The sequence below is a fragment of the Nitrosospira sp. NpAV genome, assembly GCF_000832065.1.
Lineage (GTDB): Bacteria > Pseudomonadota > Gammaproteobacteria > Burkholderiales > Nitrosomonadaceae > Nitrosospira.
Genome location: NZ_JXQM01000012.1, coordinates 34,384 through 54,047, shown reverse-complemented (window position 1 = coordinate 54,047; position 19,664 = coordinate 34,384). Strand labels below are relative to the sequence as shown.

Here is a 19,664-nt window from a genome sequence, read left to right as displayed (position 1 = left end):
TTGAATTAAAAGGTGATGTCGGAAGCGTGCGCCACGGTGGCCATATCCTTGTCTCCGCGACCGGAGAGATTCACCAGCAATAGCTTGTCCCGGCCAAGCGTGGGGGCGAGCTTGGCGGCATAAGCCAGCGCATGGCTGGATTCCAGCGCCGGTATAATACCTTCGAAATGACAGAGGGCGTGAAAGGCAGCCAGCGCCTCGTCATCCGTTATACCCACGTATTCTGCACGATGGCTGTCCTTGAGCCACGCGTGTTCCGGGCCGACACCAGGATAATCCAGACCGGCCGAGATGGAATGTGTCTCGATGATCTGCCCATTCTCATCCTGGATCAGATATGTGCGATTACCATGCAGCACGCCGGGTGTCCCCTGCGTCAGGGTAGCGGCATGCTGGCCGCTTTCAATGCCGAGTCCGGCCGCTTCCACGCCTATCATACGGATATTACTGTCCAGATAAGGATAAAACAGGCCAATTGCGTTGGACCCGCCCCCCACGCATGCGATCAACGTATCCGGCTGGCGCCCGTATTCTTCCTGCATCTGCGCAATCGCTTCGCGTCCGATAATCGCTTGAAAATCACGCACCATCATCGGGTAGGGATGCGGTCCGGCCACGGTACCGATGATGTAGAACGTATCTTCGATGTTGGTGACCCAATCGCGCATAGCCTCATTGAGCGCATCTTTCAGTGTGCGGGAACCCGATTCGACCGGCACCACGGTGGCACCCAACAGCTTCATCCGGTAAACATTGGCCGCTTGGCGTTCCACATCCACGGAACCCATGTACACCACACATTCCATACCATAACGCGCGGCGACCGTGGCACTGGCCACGCCATGCTGACCCGCACCCGTCTCGGCAATCACCCGCGACTTGCCCATGCGCCTGGCAAGAAGGGCCTGTCCGATAGCATTATTGATTTTGTGCGCGCCTGTATGATTCAGATCTTCACGCTTAAGCAGAATCTGCGCGCCTCCCAGATGCGCCGACCATCTTTTAGCGTGATAGATGGGACTGGGCCGTCCCACATAGTGTTTCAATTCGTAAGCAAATTCAGCCTGGAAGTCTGCGTCACCGCGATAATGCTCATATTGAACACGCAATTCCTCCAGTGCCGCCATGAGCGTCTCGGCAACGAACACGCCACCGTATGGGCCGAAGTGACCATGACTGTCAGGAAGATCATAAACTTTCACTATTTCGAACTCCTTGCATGAAGGCGACAATTTTCTCCGCGTCCTTGATGCCTTTGGCAGCTTCCACACCGCTCGATACATCCACCGCCCAAGGATGAACCTGCCTGATTGCTTCGGTAACATTGGCGGCATTCAGCCCCCCCGAAAGTATCAATGGCAGCGGTAGATTCCGCGGAATCAGACGCCAGTCAAACACATTTCCAGTACCTCCCGGCTCGCCTTTAACATAGGTATCCAGCAACAATCCCCTGGCGGCGGTATAACGGGTTGCGTATTGTAGCAAATCTATGCCCGCTCTGACGCGCACGGCCTTGATATAAGGCAGTGAAAATTTTTGACAAAAATCAGGGGATTCATCACCATGAAACTGAAGCAGATTCAGTCCCGCGATGGAGGACGTCTCCTTTACCCATTCCGCATCCGGATTAACATACACGCCCACCACGCTGATGAATGGTGGCAGCGCCGCAATAATTTCCCGGGCTTTCGCGGGTGCGACATAACGTGCACTCTGGCTCCAGAATACAAGGCCAATGGCGTTCGCCCCAAGATTCACCGCCGTCAGCGCATCCTCAATACGCGTAATGCCGCAAATTTTTACCCGGATAGCCATGCTTTCAATTCGCCTTATCGTGAGCTGGATTCTGCTGGATCATTCAAGCAATCTCCCCGATTCTGGGCAATAACAAGGCAAGCGGCGGCTCGACAAAAGCGGGAAACTTCCATTTGGCATCATAGGTGACTCCCGCCAAGTATAACCCCGCGGCGGAAAAAGTAGGAGCCGCCTGGCGACGCTCACGGCCTGCCAACAACTCTTTTATCCATTGCGGGGGATACTTGCCCTTGCCTACATAAATCAGGCAACCCACGATATTGCGCACCATGTGATGTAAAAACGCATTGGCACGCAATTCGAATATGACAAGATCTCCCTGCCGCGTGATCTCAAGTTTTGTCAAGTTACGCACCGGCGATTTGGCCTGACATTCCGCGGCGCGAAAAGCGCTGAAGTCATGCTCGCCCAGCAGCATGTGGGCCGCTACGCGCATTCGTTCAAGATCAAGAGGCTGATGAAACCAGCCGACCTTGCCGTGACAAAGCCCCGGACGCACCGCGTGATTGGATAGCAAATAAAGGTAGCAGCGCTCTGTAGCGCAGTAGCGCGCGTGAAAATCATCGGAAGTTTGCGATGCCCAGCGTACCGCTATACTGGTGGGCAACAGGGCATTGACCCCGCGCACCCAGGCGTTCATCGGCCGCTGTGCCTGAGTGTCGAAGTGCAATACCTGATATGTGGCGTGAACGCCCGAATCGGTGCGACCCGCCGTAACCACCCGAATATCATTACATGCAATCTTCGACAAGGCGGCTTCCACAGCATCCTGCACGGAACCCCCTGATAACTGGCTTTGCCAGCCGCAGTAAGTACTACCGTCGTATTCCAGTATCAGCGCGATTCTCACAGAATAGCCGCCACCATGACTATTTTTATCCAGAGCCGAATTCCCGCGAAGTTTGCGGAAGAATAGCGGAACCAAAAGGTTATTTCCGCTACAGACTCGACGATTGCTTCTTTCGGGCCGTCCGTTTCAGTGCTCCGGAACCCGGATCGATTTTGCTAAATCGGGCTGTGGAACCAGTCCTGCCTGAGGGAAAGTTGCAGGAGGGAGCAGTAGGATTCCTGCATCGGCGGCGGATTCTATCTGCACCGTATCGGTTTGTTTTAATTCTTTGGCCGCTCCTGCCATCCCTGCCACTTTCCGCCGGCTCCACCAATCCACTGTCTGAATTTTCACCTCCCGGTCAGCCTCCTCCGCGGCTATGGCGCCTATTTCGCCATTATCCGGTATCCGCAAAATTGGCCCCGTCCTAAGCTGATGCATGTTATTGCCAAAAAAGGCATCCCGGTTTGCACGATGAACCGCGACCAACATCTGATTAAAGCTTACCCCAAAAAGGGGAGCAATATTTTTCACTATCCCTGCTAAAGTATCACCGTACTTTACGGGACCATAGACAGTATAAATCCTCTTGGAGAAAGCGGATTCTGTTGTTGCAGGATTTGCAGGATTTCCACCGGTGACTGGGTTTTTGACGGGTATATCCAGCTGTTCAGAGGCGATGGACTCTGCTTTAACAGGAGCGGGAGGGTGGGTTTGACTTACCGGTGTTATAGAGGGTTGCGCATCAATTTCCGGGGGGGCAAGTATAACGGTATATTCCCGCAACACTCTCCCTGACGGCCAGTTCAATTCCATCAAGATGTTCAAAAGTGGCTCGGAGACAGGCTGCGGAGAAGTTACTCTGATATAGGCGCTTCCATCGGAGTGGCTTTCAATACTCGCTTTAAAGGTGGAAAGAAGGGGTGCATAGTCAATATTTGCCTGACGAAAAATTTCCCGTGGTGCCAGCCGTGCCGTTAAAGACCCTTTCTCTTCTTTTTCAATCGTCAGATTGATCTCTGCCTTGAATGGTTGCCCCAAAGCGGAATTGACAGTCAGCCTGCCCAGACCCGCCGCATGCACCAGCAATGGAGAAAGCAACACTATTAAGAGCAGACACACTTCGGAAACAGGTTTGCGCACAGCGGCACACTCTTGAGAAGAACACCTGCAAATTAAGCTTCTACCAGAATTCTCAGCATCCTGCGCAACGGTTCCGCCGCGCCCCACAGCAATTGATCGCCCACCGTAAATGCCGAAAGGTATTCTCCGCCCATGGCGAGCTTGCGCAGCCGCCCTACCGGTATGGTCAGCGTACCGGTAACCATGGCGGGAGTCAGTTCTTTCATCGTACTCTCACGCTCATTGGGAACAACCCGCACCCAGTTATTGGAAGCTGAAAGAATATCCTCGATCTCGTCAAGTGGAACGTCTTTCTTCAACTTGATAGTCAGCGCCTGGCTATGGCAGCGCATGGCGCCGACACGAACGCAGATACCGTCAACCGGAACCGCATGGTCACTACGGCCCAGGATCTTGTTTGTCTCGGACTGACCTTTCCATTCTTCCCGCGTCTGCCCATTACCAAGATCCTTATCTATCCAGGGAATGAGGCTGCCCGCCAGCGGTACGCCGAAATTCTGAATCGGAAAATTCCCGTTGCGCAGTGTTCCTGCGACTTCCCGGTCAATGTCCAGTATGCCCGAAGCCGGGTCGTCCAATAAATCTTTTGCCACTCGATGGGCTTCCCCCATTTGCAGCAACAATTCCCGCATATTCTGCGCGCCGGCGCCGGAAGCCGCCTGATAAGTCATGGCACTCATCCATTCCACCATATCTTCTTCGAACAAGCCCCCCACCGCCATCAGCATTAAACTGACTGTGCAATTGCCGCCAATATAATTTTTTACATCATCGTGCAGCGCCTGCTTGATGACCGGCAGGTTGACCGGATCAAGAATAATGACTGCATCTCCCCCCATGCGCAGCGTCGAAGCCGCATCGACCCAATAACCCTGCCAGCCTGCTTGCCGCAGCTTGGGAAAGATCGCACTGGTATAATCCCCTCCCTGGCAGGAAATGAGGATATCCATCGCCTTTAACTCGTCTATATTGTAGGCATCTTTGAGCGGCGATGTTTCCTGGCCGATATCCGGACCCTTGCCTCCCTTCTGCGAGGTGGTGAAAAACACCGGCTCGACCAGTGCAAAATCATTTTCTTCCCGCATTCGCTGCATCAGTACTGAACCCACCATACCGCGCCAGCCAATAAATCCCACTCGTTTCATTGATCGCTCTCTATCTGTCTATATATTTGCCAGAACTGCGTCACCCATTGCGGCGGTGCCAACCTTTTTCGTCCCTGGTTCATAAATATCCGCGGTCCGATAACCCTGCGCGAGAACTTTTTTCACCCCACTCTCAATGCGCGCCGCTACCGCTTCCTGGTCGAATGTGTAGCGCAACATCATCGCTACCGACAATATGGTTGCCAGGGGGTTAGCCAAATCTTTACCTGCGATGTCCGGAGCCGAGCCGTGTATTGGCTCGTATAGCCCCTTGTTCTTGTCATCCAGCGATGCCGAGGGCAGCATGCCTATAGAGCCGGTCAGCATGGAAGCTTCATCCGACAGGATATCGCCGAACATGTTGCCCGTCACCATTACATCGAACTGTCTGGGATTGCGCACCAGCTGCATTGCGGCATTATCCACCAGCATATGCGAAAGCTCCACGTTCGGATACTCCTTGTTCGTCTCGGTCACTACATCGCGCCATAATTGGGTACACTCCAGCACGTTCATTTTGTCCACCGAACACAGCCGGTGATTGCGTTTACGCGCCGCCTGGAATGCCACCCGGGCAATCCTGCGGATCTCCGCTTCGCTATAAATCATGGTATTGAAACCAATCCGCTGACCGTCTCGCCGTTCAATGCCCCGCGGCTCGCCGAAATAAATATCCCCGGTCAATTCTCGCACGATGAGGATATCCAGGCCCGAAACGATTTCAGGCTTTAGCGTGGAAGCATTGGCGAGTTCTGGATAAAGCACTGCGGGCCGCAAGTTGGCGAACAGGCCGAGCATTTTGCGTATGCCGAGCAGACCCTGCTCCGGTCTTATTTGACGCGGCAGCACGTCGTACTGCGGTCCTCCTACTGCACCCAGGACCACGGCATCGGCATCGGCCACAAGCTTGCGTGTCGCTTCTGGAAACGGCTCGCCTGCCGCGTCGACCGCGCATCCTCCCAACAGACCCGGTTCCAGTTCGAATTTTAACCCGTCACTCTGCAGTGCTTCCAGTACTCGAACCGCTTGAGCGACAATTTCCGGACCGATACCGTCACCGGCCAGGACTGCAATTTTCATAAAGGGCACCTCATTAAATCCAAATCTCGTCGTGATACTGCGTTACTCAAGAAATTTTACCGCTTACATGTTAAGTATATGCGGCGCGCTAAAATTTCTTTGCAAGTACCCGCTACGCGGATTGCCTGCTTACCCCGCTTCGCGCCCTCAGTTGGCAAATGAGCTTACTTAGCGCTTCAAATTTATAGAGGTGACCTGAAATACTCTGCCAAATCAAAACTCTTTCATGTAAACAACCATGGCTGCGCCGCCCGATGCCGCGCTTCGAACGCCTTGATCCTATCCGCATGTTGCAACGTTAATCCAATCTCATCCAGTCCATTCAACAGACTATGTTTGCGGAAAGGATCGATATCGAAGAAAAAAGATTCGCCACTGGGCGTAGTGACTGACTGTTCTTCCAAATTGACAACCAGACGATAACCCTCGGTCGCTAATACTTCGCGGAATAACCGATCCACATTGTTCGCATCAAGCACGATGGGCAGCAAACCAATCTTGAAGCAATTGTTGAAAAAGATATCCGCGAAGCTGGGCGCGATGATCACCCGGAACCCATAATCCTGAAGCGCCCAGGGTGCATGCTCCCGGCTCGAACCACAGCCGAAATTTGCGCGTGCAAGTAATATTTGCGCGCCTCGGTAACGTGGCAGATTAAGTATGAATTCAGGGTTGAGTTTACGCTGTGCACTATCCATCCCTGGCTCGCCATGATCCAGGTAACGCCATTCGTCGAACAGATTCGGCCCGAAACCGGAACGCTTGATGGATTTAAGGAACTGCTTGGGAATGATAGCGTCGGTGTCGACGTTGGCACGATCCAGCGGCGCTACCAGTCCCTTACAGGAATAAAATTTTTCCACTCGTTACTTTGCCGATTTCTCAACCGCCTCGCCGCCCTTCTGAATATCTTTCCCCATTCCCTGTAGGGTATTGCACGCGGACAAACCAAAAGCGGCGATCAAGGCAATCATTACAGACAACATTTTCATTCCAACCCCCCTTTATAAAAAAATCTTTCGTCGATTAAATGCCAATTAATATTAATATATTTCCCGCACATCCACAAAGTGCCCCGCCACTGCCGCCGCCGCCGCCATCGCCGGACTTACCAGATGTGTGCGCCCACCCGGCCCTTGCCGGCCTTCAAAATTGCGATTGGACGTCGAAGCGCAGCGTTCCCCCGATGAGAGCCGGTCGTCATTCATTGCAAGACACATGGAACACCCGGGTTCGCGCCATTCGAAGCCCGCTTCACGAAATATCTTGTCCAGTCCTTCCTGTTCCGCCTGATGCTTAACTAGACCGGAACCCGGTACAACCAAGGCGAGTTTGATATTCGCGGCGATATGCTTTCCTTTCAGCACGTCCGCCGCCGCGCGCAGGTCTTCAATGCGAGAGTTGGTGCATGAACCGATGAATATCTTGTCCGGACAAATGTCGGTGATAGGCATGTTGGGAACAAGACCCATATACTCCAGGGCATGTTCCATGTCGTGACGTTTCACCACATCGGTAATCTGTGACGGATCAGGCACCTTGCCGTCGACCGTTGTGACCATTTCAGGCGAGGTACCCCAGGTTACCTGCGGTTTGATCTGCGCCGCATCCAGTATCACCACCCGGTCGAAGATCGCATCCGGATCGCTTTTCAGCGTGCGCCAGTAGGCGACCGCATTTTCCCATTGATCGCCTCTGGGTGCGAAAGGACGTCCCTTGATGTACTCGATGGTAATATTGTCCACCGCTATCATCCCCGCGCGCGCGCCCGCCTCGATAGCCATATTGCAAAGCGTCATGCGCCCTTCCATGGAAAGCGCGCGTATGGTGCCGCCAGCGAACTCAATGGCATAGCCGGTACCGCCCGCCGTACCGATTTTACCGATAATGGCCAGTGCGATATCTTTGGCGGTAATGCCATGACCCAGCTCGCCTTCGACCACAACCTGCATGGATTTTGCTTTTTTAATCAGCAAGCACTGCGTTGCCAGCACGTGCTCCACTTCCGAGGTACCGATACCAAACGCGAGACACGCGAATGCACCATGTGTGCTGGTATGCGAATCGCCGCAAACCACCGTCATGCCGGGCAGCGTGGCACCCTGCTCCGGGCCGATCACGTGAACGATCCCCTGACGCAGGTCGTTCATTTTGAATTCGGTGATGTCCAACTCCTCGCAATTCTGGTCGAGCGTTTCCACTTGCAGACGCGAGACCGGATCACTGATACCGTGGCTGCGTCCGGTGGTGGGAACGTTGTGGTCAGCCACGGCAAGGATCGAATCCCGTCGCCAGGGCGCGCGGCCGGCCAGCTTCAGTCCTTCAAACGCCTGCGGACTGGTAACTTCATGCACCAGATGGCGATCGATATAGACCAGTGCCATCCCGTCCGGTTTATCGGACTCCTGATGCACTACATGGCTTTGCCAGAGTTTGTCGTATAAGGTTTGCATGTTGCACAATCCCAAGGGAATCTGTAATTATCCCATAAGACCACACTTTTAACTCTAGCCTTTTTTCACATCATCGGCTAACGTTCATCTTCCGGATGACCAATCCCAATCCGAACAAAACGGCGACGGCACTCAGGGTGAACGTAAGACCTGGCCCCAGCCATTCCCAGGCATAGCCGCTGAATACTCCCCCGAATGTACCGCCAAGGCCGAATGTAAGACTGGTGTAGAGGGCTTGCCCCTTGGCCTGGTGACGCCCGCGAAAGAAATGATGCACCAGCATCATCGCGGTGGCATGATGCGCGCCGTAGGTCGCAGCATGCAGTATTTGTGCCAACAGCACGACAATTGGCCATTCCACTCCCCAGCCTATCATCAAAAAACGAGCAATCGCACAACTGAAACTGAAAGCCATAATCTGCTTCAGCCCGAACCGGCGCATGAGCTGCGGCATCAAAAAAAATACGCTAATCTCACATATCACGCCAGTGGCCCATAACCAGCCGACAGTACCCTTGCTGTAACCATGCTCCACCAGATAAATCGAATAAAATGTGTAGTAAGGGCCATGAGCGAGCGCCATCAGTAAGCACGCCGCGAAAAATGCCAGTACTTCAGGTCGTTTGAATATCTCCCGTACGGAAAGATTGTCCGCGGATTGAGGCGCAATTTCGGCATCGGGAATTCGCCGGGAAAAGATTACGATACCCAGCTTGAAACCCAGTACTGCCCATAGTAATGAGCCAATAACCATCGCGTCCAGCAGATAACCCACGCTTATCACGGCGAAGATAAACCCCAGCGAACCCCACGCACGAATACGCCCATATTTTGCGGTGCTGTCGCCAAGATAAGAAAGGGTGGTTGCCTCGATCAATGGCAGCGACGCACTCCAGAAGAAGCTCATCAGCGCCATCGTCGCGGCCATCCAGGCGAACGATTCACCAAAAAAAACGCCGCAATAACTTATCAGCCCCGTAATTGCGGCTAGTTGTACGATCAGCAACCGTTTACCGGTGTGATCGGCAAGCCATCCCCACGCAGCAGGCGCAAAAATACGCGTGACATGCAACAGCGACATCAACACCCCGATTTGGAAAGCGCTAAAGGAAAGGGATTTGAGATACAGGCCCCAGTAAGGAGCAAACGCGCCAATGAAAGCGAAATGAAAAAAGTAAAAACCGGAAAGAGACCAGTACGGAAGGGGGCGCATCCGGCCGATTTTAACAGGCTGCAAGGAATAAACAGATCAGCACTCAGCAGCATCGAATCGCGAAAGCACTATTGGGTGCCAATATTATCCACTTTCATGAAGCTCGGCTTCATCCCAATAAAACAAAGGAGGCAAGATGACTTGCCTCCTTTGTTCACGCAACCCTTGAATCGGGAAGCGATTTTTACTTATGAAATTGACAGGACCCTTCGGTCTCGTCTTTGATGCCATCAGTACCGCTTATCCTTTGCCTTATCCGCGCCAACTGGCGCCACCGGAATAACCCTCTCGTCGTTTTTTTGACCGGATGCCACATAGTCGGCGGAAGACTTGGTATCCGTATATGATTGTGTTCCATAGTAAGAATGGATCGTATTTTGCCAGGTCGGGTCAGCCATATCCGGCCAATTATCTTTATCGAAGCCCGGCGCGGATTCGAGACGTTCCTTATCTACCTTGAGCAGGAAACGTTTATTCACGGTATCCAGCTTCAGCGCACTCCACGGCACCGCGAAAAGCTTGTTGGCGATGCCAAGAAACCCCCCAAAAGACAGCACCGCATAAGCAATTCTGCCATTGTTTACATCCAGCATGATTTCCTTGATATCACCAAGATCTTCATCCTTATGATTGTATACATCGTCTCCGATGAGAGTGTCAGCACCCATCAATCGAGGCCCTGGCCCCTTCTCGTCGTAATTTTTATACATGCCGTAGGTATCGCGATCTTCGTAGCTCATGTTTATCTCCTATAAATATAGTATTTGAGAAATCCTCGTTACTGCTATATGCCCAGCGAAGAAATCCAATCTGGTAAGAGTGTTTCAGGCGGGTACAGAATGCGCAATTTGTTGAATACGGTCAGTGCGGTAGCACACAAAAACAACCATTCCGGCATATTCATTACGGTTCACCAATATGCAAACGGCTGAACTGATTTTTTCCATAACGAACAAATCCGGGCGCGCTGGACGACACTTATGTCTGCCAGCGTACAGAATTAATACTGATACTTATAGAGAATTTGCAAATAATATGCATACATTCTAACGGCTTGTCAGGTTTCTTGAATATGACTTTTGATTACGCTTTTATCATAAATTATAGATCAAAAAACTGTTAATCCACGCAAGAATAGTTCCAAGTAGATTTCCGATGAAGCCTTTTCGTCATAATCAATCGAGAACTTGGCGGTCACTTCGAGCCGGATGCTTTCCACCATGTGTCATTCTGGAATGAGGCGGCCTCGCGCATCGAACTGCATCTCGAAAGCACGTGTCTCCAATCTGTGAGAGTCGATGCTCTTGATACGACATTACAGTTTTATCAAGGTGAACGTATTCATACCGAAAACAGTTATAAGTACACAGTCGCGTGCCTTGAGGATCTGTTGCAGCGCGGCGGCTTCGTGATTGAGCATATCTGGACAGATCCCAATCGTTGGTTCGCTGTCAGCCTGGGCGTAATAACATAGACTTTGAACGGTCCACAGCGGCTCCCTATCCGCGTGACCGGTGCAGTCTCGCGCTGAGTATCCTTAGATCAATTCCTCTCAGGTACCTGCTGGGAATCGCCTATGACAATATCTGGCGTGAGAGAAACAGGGATGGGAGAATAGCGGCTTGAGAATAGCGTTTAACCCGGATAATCCATCGTGATGCGGGATTGATGACACGACGGGTTGCGAGTTCGTCTGGGAAAGCGATGAAATGACCGAAACTTACCGCATCCCTCGGATAGGCTCGAAGAGCCACTTAATGGATATCCGGGTTTGTGTTGAAAATGGGAGAAAGTTGATGTTTGAGTGGCTGGCTAGCCCGGAAGCATGGGTAGCGTTAGTGACGTTAACCGCGCTGGAAATAGTATTGGGGATCGACAATATAATCTTCATCTCGATACTTGTAGGCCGTCTTCCCGAAGCTCAACGCAATTCTGCGAGAAGAATGGGACTTGGCCTGGCCATGCTTACTCGTCTTGGGCTGCTGTTCTCCATTTCATGGGTAATGAGCTTAACTGAACCATGGTTTGAGCTATTCAGCAACGTGATTTCAGGGCGTGACGTCGTTCTGATTGGGGGAGGCCTGTTTCTACTGGCTAAAGCCACGCATGAGATACACAATAGCGTCGAAGGTATGGATGATGAGGGGGGTCACAAAGTCGTCGCCAATAGCATGGGAATGGTGCTCGTGCAGATTGCTGTCCTGGATATCGTTTTTTCGCTCGATTCGGTCATAACAGCCGTTGGTCTGGTCGAGCATGTTTCACTCATGGCGATTGCCATCATATTGGCGGTGCTGGTTATGTTGATGGCAGCCAAGTCGATAGGAGATTTTGTGGATACTCACCCAACCATCAAAATTCTTGCGCTTTCGTTTCTCATATTGGTCGGCGTAACCCTTATCGTGGAAGGTTTTGATGTGCATGTTCCGAAAGGCTATATTTATTTCGCAATGGCATTTTCAGTCAGCGTGGAGTTCCTCAACCTTCGAATGCGTCGAAAAAAAGCGATCAGATTAAACAAACCGATTGATGACATTGACTGATTGCAAGCCCAAGGCGTGTGGATACCATTAATGACAATATTTCGTATTATTTCACGCTTATCTTCTATATGAAGCCGCTACGGATTTAGGATGATCAATTGGCAAAATGGCCAACTCTTTTCTTCCCTCTTCGACGATATCTATTTCTCAAGAGATTCCGGGTTGGCGGAAAAACGTCATGTTTTCCTGCAAGGCAATCAACTCCATGATCGTTTTGCGTCTTTGGCGGAAGGTGCCTTCGCCATCGGCGAGACGGGATTCGGCACCGGGCTGAGCTTCTTATGCGCATGGCAACTATTCGATGAACTGGCCCCAACCGGAGCCACCCTGGATTTTTTCAGCGTCGAAAGATATCCGGTTGATGAGCGGGAACTAATTGGTGCACTCGCATTATGGCCGGTGTTGCAGCCTTATGCTGATAATCTCATTACACGGTGGCCGCGCCGCGTACCGGGCTGGAATCGATGGAGCTTTGCCAATGGACGGGTACGGCTGACGCTGGCAATAGGCGATGTGGCCGAGTCGCTGCCTGAAATCCATCATGGTGTCGATGCATGGTTTCTCGACGGCTTTTCCCCGGCGCGCAATCCCGAAATGTGGACACAGCAGGTGTTTGAAAGTGTCGTACGGGCTTCCCGGCCAGGGGCCACATTTGCCACCTATACATGTGCTGGCGGGGTACGGCGAGGTCTGGAGGAAGCCGGATTTCAGGTAAGCAAATTGCCCGGCTTTGGGAGCAAACGCGAAATGCTGAAAGGCTGCCTCCCTGGTTCGTCGCTCATGCGACCCGTCTCCTCCAAGCCTGCAACAGCTATTGTTATAGGCGGAGGGGTGGCGGGTTGCGCCGTTGCTTCGGCATTGGCAATACGCGGGATCTCCACTGCCCTCATTGAACATTCACCCGCGTTGGCGGCGGCGGCGTCGGGTAACCCGCGAGGCATTCTGCACACCCGATTGAGCGCAGGTATGAATCCGCTGCAACGCTTTGTACTGGCATCCTACGGACATGCGCTTGCTTTGCTGGACGAAAAACTGCCCATAGATGGCATCTCCCGTGCGGAGTGTGGAGAACTGCAACTGGCCTTTTCCGCAGAAGAGGCGAAACGAATCGACAAGCTAAGGGTGCTCCACTGGCCGCAGCATGTATTGCGATATGTGGATGCGGCCGAGGCATCCTCTCTGGCTGGTATCGAACTGGCATATGGCGGCTTGTGGTTTCCCGCCGGTGGCTGGGTAGTGCCAACGCGATTCTGCACAGAACTGGCGACCAGCCCGGCCATCGTGCGGCGCACCGGCCATCGTGTGGAATCCTTGATGGCGGCGGATACTGGCTGGCGTGTGGAGGGGGAAAACTCACGTGGGCAGTCGTGGTTTTGTGAGGCGGAGGTTGTTGTGGTTTGCACCGGATACCAAGTGAAATCATTCGCGCCACTGGCAGACTTCCCGCTGACGCCGGTGCGCGGGCAGATCACTGTAGTCCCCGCTACGCTGCATAGCCGGAATCTACGGACAATCGTATGCGCGCGCGGCTATCTCGCTCCATCCGTCACGGGATCACATGTAATAGGAGCGACGCATGGCTTTAACGACGAAGGGGTTGATTTGCGCATAGCCGATCATGTCGAGAACTTATCGAGACTGGCGGAAATCTCTCCCACTCTCGCCAGTGCCATGAATATTGATTCTTTGGATGTCGGGCAACTGGGCGGACGCGCAGCGGTGAGGGGTTCTGTTCCCGGCGCCATGCCGCTGGTAGGGGAAATTTTACCTGGGCTTTATGCCAGCCTGGGGCATGGTACACGTGGCTTGATAACGGCCGGACTTTCTGGTGAATTGATCGCGGCGACTGCATGCGGACAATTGCCACCCGTGCCAGCGTCAGTGGTAAGCGCACTATCTCCTGCGAAAAGGCTTATAGGACCTACGAGATCTTAAGGAACCGGACGGAGGAGAGCCCATGATATGGGCATAAAAAGCCGGGAATCGACCCTCTCATATTCTCGCATGACCGCGACCGACGTGCTACCCGGCTGCCTTATTGCGAAAAGATTACTCTGCAGACGGGGAGAATATCGATTTGAACGAATGATATGACGCTTCTAGCCCCGTTAAATGGGCTACGCATCATATAAGCTTAATGCTCAGTCTTTCGATCTCATTCGAATATTTGCCTGCGCCTCCGCCTTATTGATGGCCGAGATCTGGCGTCCGAACGCATCACGTGTTTTCCTGTCAGCCTGGGCGCTCTTGATGCTACGCTCGCATCGCCAGCGTTTGCCCGTCTTTGTAACGACCAGACGCATCTCATCGCGCGAGTGTTGAACATGACAATGGTAGCAATAAATGGTGGCAGACATAATGAATTATGAAAAGTTGTGCGTTTTCAACTCTAGGATGACCGGATGCCAACTGAGGGATAACAAGAGGCCAGACCTTCGCCTAGCCTTTGTTCACGTGGCGCGCCCGGCAGAATTCGAACCCAAGACCCTTGGTTCGTAGCCGTATGTTCTGAACAATATATTATCATTATATATCAAGACCCTGTATCAGGCAAATGGTACAATATATCTTCGAACACAACCCTTCTAAGCTCATGATCTATATGAAGAGGTCGGAGTTGGAGCTGTCTTCCGATAACGAAGTTAGCGTCGAAAGCACCAATGAGTTCCGCAATTAGTCAAGCTGGACTACCGAGAGGTTTGATCGGCCGTATAGTAGGTCGGATTATGGCGTGGCGCAACCGCCCCGACAACGAGTGGACGATCTCTCTCTTGGAAATCAATAACAGCGAAAATATTCTCGAGGTGGGGTTTGGACCGGGGCAGGCAATCCAATTATTGTCGGATGTAAACGCCTCGGTTCACATCGCTGGCATTGATCACTCCGAAACCATGCTGGCGTCGGCAAGGCAATTAAATGAAGCAGCAATTGCCGCCGGGCGCGTCAATTTACAACTTGGCTCAGCGGAACATTTGCCCTTTGCCGACTCGACATTCGACAAAGCGTTTTCCATCAATTGCATCTATTTTTGGAAGGAGCCACTCCAAGGGTTGCGTGAGCTGCATCGGGTTCTTAAACCGAGTGGTCATGTCGCTGTCACGGTTCGTGATAAAAAACAGAAAGCATATCAAGCGTTCCGCCCGGATAAACTTACGCAATTGTTTGCGCAAGCGGGTTTTTTCTCAGTAAGTGTGCATCACAATGGCGTTCGCTCACATCCGCTCATTTGTGTAGTGGCCGCGAAATGATATCGGATCTATGTCTCTGACATATTACCAATGAAACAGAATTTTTATGTGAGCACATCTAGAGGATCGGACGGGTCCTTCCTACTGATCCATACCTCCTCCCCCTGAACTCCATGAACTCCGTTTAATTCCAGCGTTGCAATCTGTTGGGTACTTAACTTAGGTTCCGGAGAGAAGGCAAAGAAAAAGGAGTTAGAGGATTCTCTAACTCCTTGATTTCATGGCGCGCCCGGCAGGATTCGAACCCACGACCCCTTGGTTCGTAGCCAAGTACTCTATCCAACTGAGCTACGGGCGCTTTCGCAGCCGATCCTTTAACTCCGGCAGGCTACTAGGCACAATTATACCAGACTGGCGACTCATCACGTCAAAGTGAATCCATCAATTAAAATTTTTGGGGAAATTCTCCTCATTGCCACGTTACAGTAATTCTCTATAGTTCTTTACTTAATCCGCCAGAAAAAGTGCATGACTTTCTGATGTTATGCGCCGCGAACGTCGAATCAGCCACGGTCCGGTTTACCGTCTTGAAAGCTTAACGATCGGGAATCAATACCGCCGCACCTGTCAGTTTTCCTTCTCGTAGTCTCATCAGCGCGGTATCGGCCTGGCTTAGCGACAGGGATTCCGTCGTCACCCGAATGGGCACTTTCGGCGCCAATACCAGAAATTCTTCGGCGTCTTGGCGAGTCAGGTTAGCAACCGAGACCAGATGTTTTTCGCGCCATAGAATGTCGTAGGGAAAAGCAGGGATTTCGCTCATGTGGATGCCACCACAAATCACGATCCCCCCTGGGCGGATAGCGCGCAGTGCGGCAGGCACCAAAGCGCCGGCGGAGGCAAAAATAATGGCGGCATCAAGCTCTTCAGGCGGCGTCACATCCGAGTTGCCTACCCACGCCGCACCCATCCGGCTGGCAAAATCCTGTGCCATCGTATCACCAGCGCGTGTGAACGCGAATAATCTCCGCCCCTGATAACGCAGGATTTGCGCCACGATATGGGCCGCTGCGCCAAAACCGTAAATCCCAACCCGATCCGCGGTCCCTGCCATTTTGAACGCGCGATAGCCAATCAGGCCAGCACATAATAAGGGTGCCGCTTCGACGTCACTGTAAGCTTCCGGTATGCGGAAACAGTAACGCGCGTCCGCAACGGTATATTCTGCATAGCCACCATCGATTTGATATCCGGTAAACTTGGCTTCCGCACACAAATTTTCATGGCCATTACGGCAGTACCGGCAGTGCCCACAGGTCCAACCCAGCCAGGGAATACCAATCCGCTCCCCAATCGCAAAATTGTGGACGTTTGTTCCGCAAGACACCACCCGCCCCACGATCTCATGACCGGGAATTATCGGCAGCTTTGGTCCGGGCAATTCACCGTCAATGATATGCAGATCCGTGCGGCAAACGGCACAGGCCGCTATTTTAATAAGCAGTTGATCCGGATTTGGCCGGGGACGAGGCAGGCAGCGCATATGCACCGTTTGTCCCTGCTCATCCAGCACCATTGCTTGCATGGAATAATCCAGCTCGGACATGTTGCCCCGCAAAGCTCAATTGTTGAGTTCAACAATAACAATCATGACAACAATCGAAATTGGGGAACCCATCGAAGGAAGAATGCCATAACCCGATTTGGGAAAGCTATTTGGCGGACGCGGAGTGCGAAACTTCGAACCACCTTCTGGAAATTCTAGAGCAATGGAACGACTATCTCAAGAGTAATGCGCCATACTTTCAGGAGCCGTCCTCATGAACGGATTTGATCCTTAACCACCATTTTTGCGTCCTTTCTTCTTTTTCCCATATTCATATTTCTCATCCGGATCAATAAAAAATCCAGGGCAGCGCAATAGTCAAGGCATACTGAGACGTAATGCCAAGGCTGCCAACGTCAACAGCAAGACTGGCACGGTCAGCACGATGCCTACCGTAAAATAATAGCCCCAGGTGATTTTCATACCCTTGCGGGCCAGGACATGGAGCCAGAGCAGCGTCGCCAGTGATCCGATAGGCGTGATCTTGGGTCCCAGGTCGCAGCCAATCACATTGGCATAGATCATCGCTTCCTTGACTGCGCCTGCGGTATTCGTGGCATCAATGGAAAGCGCTCCCACCAGCACCGTTGGCATATTATTCATGATTGAGGAGAGGAAGGCAGTAAGAAGGCCGGTTCCGAATGCGGCTCCCCATATTCCCCGCTGTGCAAAGTAATCAAGCAATTGGGCGATATAGTCGGTAAGCCCCTCATTGCGCAAACCATAAACCACGAGATACATCCCAAGCGAAAAAATGACAATCTGCCAGGGAGCCTCGCGCAGTACCTTACGGGTGCTGATGACATGTCCCTGCGCGGCCACAACAAAGAGAAGCACCGCACCAGCAGCCGCAACAGCACTGATCGGTATCCCGACCGGTTCGAGTCCGAAAAATCCGACCAGCAGCAGCACGAGCACCAGCCAGCCGGTGCGAAAAGTCACCACGTCCCGGATGGCATCGCTGGGTCGCTTAAGCTGCCTCACCTCATAGTATGCTGGAATACCGTGGCGAAAATAGAGCAATAACATACTCAGGGCGGCGATCACTGCCGCGATATTTACCGGAATCATGACCGAGGCGTAAGAGTTGAACCCGATTTTAAAAAAATCGGCGGATACGATATTGACCAGATTGGAAACAACGAACGGCAGGCTGGCAACATCGGCGATAAAACCCGCCGCCATTACAAACGCGAGAGTGGCTGCCGGATTGAATCCCAATGCCAGGAGCATCGCCATCACGATGGGCGTGAGAATTAGCGCCGCCCCATCATTGGCAAATAAGGCAGCGACTGACGCCCCGAGCAGGATGATCAAGGCAAATAGCATCCGGCCATGTCCGCCGCCCCACCGTGCCACGTGCAGAGCCGCCCATTCGAAAAATCCGGCCTCATCCAGCAACAGGCTGATGATGATAACGGCGATGAAGGTGGCCGTCGCGTTCCAGACAATCTGCCAGACAATCAGAATATCGCTAGGATGCACCACGCCGGATAGCAGCGCCACGGAGGCCCCGAGCATTGCGCTCCAGCCGATGCCGAGCCCGCGCGGTTGCCAGATCACCAGAACAATGGTGACAAGAAAAATCAGTAGCGCGGCAAGCACCTCAATCTCCTTCTGAGCGGGTTTTACCGCTCTCTACGGCTTTTACAGCTCGAGAGCCGTATTATTCCGCTTCTCCGATTGTTCGGAGCTGTTCTTCGGTGGCCCTGCGATCAAGCCTGTCGGGGTTGAGATTTATGAGTAGGTCGATGCGCCGCTGAAGTACGGAAAAGGCGTGGATAAAGGCGGTTTGCTTGGCATCATTATCGCCTGTTGCTTTTGCGGGATCTTCTACGCCCCAATGTGCCGTAATAGGTTGACCAGGCCAGACCGGGCACACTTCCCCCGCCGCCTGATCGCAGACCGTAATGATGATGTCTATTTTTGGCGCGTCGGGCTTGGCGAATTCGTCCCATGCCTTGCTTCTCAGCCCTTCGGTCGGAAGGTGATTTTCTTCCAGAAGCTCAAGCGCGTAGGGATTAACCTTTCCCGTTGGAAAACTTCCGGCGCTGTAAGCGTGGAACCTACCCTGTCCGGACGCATTAAGATAAGTTTCGGCAAGAATGCTGCGGGCGGAATTGCCGGTGCACAGAAACAAAACGTTGAAGGGGCGAATGGTCATGATCTTTAGCAGCAGCTTGAGCGCTTCGGGACGGCGTTAATTAAATTGGGCTTTGGAGCGCAGCATGCGGCCCGTTCAGCAGCGAGTTCTGCAGCTTTGGGCATATCCGTCCCATAAATCTCGACTGCGCCGAGCATATGATAGGTTTCCCAGGCAATGCCCTGCGGGTCGGTGATCCAGTATTTATCCGAACGGGCATAGCAACATTCCGACTGTAGCTGATCGAGCGCGGCAATTTCTGCATCGGCCGCTTTCTGGCGCAATTCCCCTAGCTCCTCATCCGAATCGACCTGAAATCCCAGATGATCCAGACCGGTTTTTGCGCCACGATTGGAAATTGCGAAATTAAGACGGGGTTCCTCGATCATCCATTTCGCATAGTCGGGTTTTTCAACAGTGGGCGGGCTACCAAACACCGCGGAATAAAAACGTATGTTGGCATCCAGATCATCAACGGCAACGTGGACGTGAAAGCGCTTCATGAT

At 52.6% G+C, this 19,664-nt stretch carries 20 protein-coding genes and 1 tRNA gene; 4 read left to right on the top strand and 17 right to left on the bottom strand.

Annotated features, from left to right (window positions below; translation table 11 throughout):
* Window positions 1–5 precede the first annotated feature (5 nt).
* The 11 genes from trpB to SQ11_RS08340 all read right to left on the bottom strand — a co-directional run bounded on the left by trpB (window position 6) and on the right by SQ11_RS08340 (window position 10,418).
* Window positions 6–1,202: a tryptophan synthase subunit beta gene (gene trpB, locus SQ11_RS08390; RefSeq protein WP_041513714.1), complete on the bottom strand. Its 1,197-nt coding sequence runs from the start codon at window positions 1,200–1,202 to the stop codon at window positions 6–8.
* Window positions 1,189–1,815, bottom strand: a complete 627-nt coding sequence (locus SQ11_RS08385; protein ID WP_041513713.1) for a phosphoribosylanthranilate isomerase — start codon at window positions 1,813–1,815, stop codon at window positions 1,189–1,191. Before SQ11_RS08385 ends, trpB begins: the two co-directional genes overlap by 14 nt.
* 43 nt (window positions 1,816–1,858) lie before the next feature.
* Window positions 1,859–2,665, bottom strand: coding sequence for a tRNA pseudouridine(38-40) synthase TruA (gene truA / locus SQ11_RS08380; protein WP_041513751.1), 807 nt, complete (start codon window positions 2,663–2,665; stop codon window positions 1,859–1,861).
* Window positions 2,666–2,791: 126 nt separating this feature from the next.
* On the bottom strand, window positions 2,792–3,874 hold the full coding sequence (locus SQ11_RS08375) for a FimV family protein (RefSeq protein ID WP_156972447.1): 1,083 nt from the start codon (window positions 3,872–3,874) through the stop codon (window positions 2,792–2,794).
* Window positions 3,820–4,932, bottom strand: coding sequence for an aspartate-semialdehyde dehydrogenase (gene asd / locus SQ11_RS08370; protein ID WP_041513712.1), 1,113 nt, complete (start codon window positions 4,930–4,932; stop codon window positions 3,820–3,822). The genes SQ11_RS08375 and asd overlap by 55 nt, the downstream gene beginning before the upstream one ends.
* Window positions 4,933–4,950: 18 nt before the next feature.
* Entirely contained in the window at window positions 4,951–6,012 is a 1,062-nt protein-coding gene (leuB, locus tag SQ11_RS08365; RefSeq protein ID WP_041513711.1) for a 3-isopropylmalate dehydrogenase, read from the bottom strand.
* A gap of 224 nt (window positions 6,013–6,236) precedes the next feature.
* The gene (gene leuD, locus SQ11_RS08360) at window positions 6,237–6,875 is read right to left on the bottom strand and encodes a 3-isopropylmalate dehydratase small subunit (protein WP_041513710.1); all 639 of its coding nucleotides are present in this window, start codon (window positions 6,873–6,875) and stop codon (window positions 6,237–6,239) included.
* A 3-nt stretch (window positions 6,876–6,878) separates the two neighbouring features.
* Window positions 6,879–7,004, bottom strand: a complete 126-nt coding sequence (locus SQ11_RS08355) for an entericidin A/B family lipoprotein (protein WP_041513709.1) — start codon at window positions 7,002–7,004, stop codon at window positions 6,879–6,881.
* Window positions 7,005–7,055: 51 nt separating this feature from the next.
* Window positions 7,056–8,465 carry a 3-isopropylmalate dehydratase large subunit gene (gene leuC / locus SQ11_RS08350; protein WP_041513708.1) on the bottom strand — a complete coding sequence of 470 codons (1,410 nt, stop codon included), beginning with the start codon at window positions 8,463–8,465 and terminating at the stop codon, window positions 7,056–7,058.
* 70 nt (window positions 8,466–8,535) lie between these two features.
* The gene (locus SQ11_RS08345) at window positions 8,536–9,678 is read right to left on the bottom strand and encodes an MFS transporter (RefSeq protein WP_041513707.1); all 1,143 of its coding nucleotides are present in this window, start codon (window positions 9,676–9,678) and stop codon (window positions 8,536–8,538) included.
* A 230-nt stretch (window positions 9,679–9,908) separates the two neighbouring features.
* Window positions 9,909–10,418: a PRC-barrel domain-containing protein gene (locus SQ11_RS08340; protein WP_041513706.1), complete on the bottom strand. Its 510-nt coding sequence runs from the start codon at window positions 10,416–10,418 to the stop codon at window positions 9,909–9,911.
* Between the two features lie 431 nt (window positions 10,419–10,849).
* Here SQ11_RS08340 and SQ11_RS18240 point away from each other — a divergent pair, with 431 nt between their 5' ends.
* From SQ11_RS18240 to mnmC, 3 genes are all read left to right on the top strand, one after another.
* Window positions 10,850–11,152 carry an L-histidine N(alpha)-methyltransferase gene (locus tag SQ11_RS18240; RefSeq protein ID WP_084226782.1) on the top strand — a complete coding sequence of 101 codons (303 nt, stop codon included), beginning with the start codon at window positions 10,850–10,852 and terminating at the stop codon, window positions 11,150–11,152.
* Between the two features lie 322 nt (window positions 11,153–11,474).
* Window positions 11,475–12,221: a TerC family protein gene (locus SQ11_RS08330; RefSeq protein ID WP_041513705.1), complete on the top strand. Its 747-nt coding sequence runs from the start codon at window positions 11,475–11,477 to the stop codon at window positions 12,219–12,221.
* 90 nt (window positions 12,222–12,311) lie between these two features.
* Complete coding sequence (mnmC, locus tag SQ11_RS08325) at window positions 12,312–14,156, top strand: bifunctional tRNA (5-methylaminomethyl-2-thiouridine)(34)-methyltransferase MnmD/FAD-dependent 5-carboxymethylaminomethyl-2-thiouridine(34) oxidoreductase MnmC (RefSeq protein WP_041513704.1); 1,845 nt, start codon at window positions 12,312–12,314, stop codon at window positions 14,154–14,156.
* Window positions 14,157–14,362: 206 nt separating this feature from the next.
* Here mnmC and SQ11_RS16785 read toward each other — a convergent pair whose 3' ends face one another.
* Window positions 14,363–14,578, bottom strand: coding sequence for a hypothetical protein (locus SQ11_RS16785; RefSeq protein WP_074633349.1), 216 nt, complete (start codon window positions 14,576–14,578; stop codon window positions 14,363–14,365).
* Between the two features lie 369 nt (window positions 14,579–14,947).
* On the opposite strand from SQ11_RS16785, the gene SQ11_RS08320 reads away from it, so the two are divergent.
* Window positions 14,948–15,469 carry a class I SAM-dependent methyltransferase gene (locus SQ11_RS08320; protein ID WP_052494099.1) on the top strand — a complete coding sequence of 174 codons (522 nt, stop codon included), beginning with the start codon at window positions 14,948–14,950 and terminating at the stop codon, window positions 15,467–15,469.
* 221 nt (window positions 15,470–15,690) lie between these two features.
* Here SQ11_RS08320 and SQ11_RS08315 read toward each other — a convergent pair.
* The 5 genes from SQ11_RS08315 to SQ11_RS08295 all read right to left on the bottom strand — a co-directional run bounded on the left by SQ11_RS08315 (window position 15,691) and on the right by SQ11_RS08295 (window position 19,661).
* Window positions 15,691–15,767, bottom strand: a tRNA-Arg gene (locus SQ11_RS08315).
* Window positions 15,768–16,004: 237 nt separating this feature from the next.
* On the bottom strand, window positions 16,005–17,015 hold the full coding sequence (locus SQ11_RS08310) for a zinc-dependent alcohol dehydrogenase family protein (RefSeq protein ID WP_198140828.1): 1,011 nt from the start codon (window positions 17,013–17,015) through the stop codon (window positions 16,005–16,007).
* A gap of 318 nt (window positions 17,016–17,333) precedes the next feature.
* Window positions 17,334–18,620, bottom strand: a complete 1,287-nt coding sequence (locus SQ11_RS08305) for an arsenic transporter (RefSeq protein WP_041513702.1) — start codon at window positions 18,618–18,620, stop codon at window positions 17,334–17,336.
* Between the two features lie 61 nt (window positions 18,621–18,681).
* Complete coding sequence (locus SQ11_RS08300; RefSeq protein WP_041513701.1) at window positions 18,682–19,179, bottom strand: arsenate reductase ArsC; 498 nt, start codon at window positions 19,177–19,179, stop codon at window positions 18,682–18,684.
* 5 nt (window positions 19,180–19,184) lie between these two features.
* Window positions 19,185–19,661, bottom strand: a complete 477-nt coding sequence (locus tag SQ11_RS08295; protein WP_041513700.1) for an ArsI/CadI family heavy metal resistance metalloenzyme — start codon at window positions 19,659–19,661, stop codon at window positions 19,185–19,187.
* Between the last annotated feature and the right edge of the window lie 3 nt (window positions 19,662–19,664).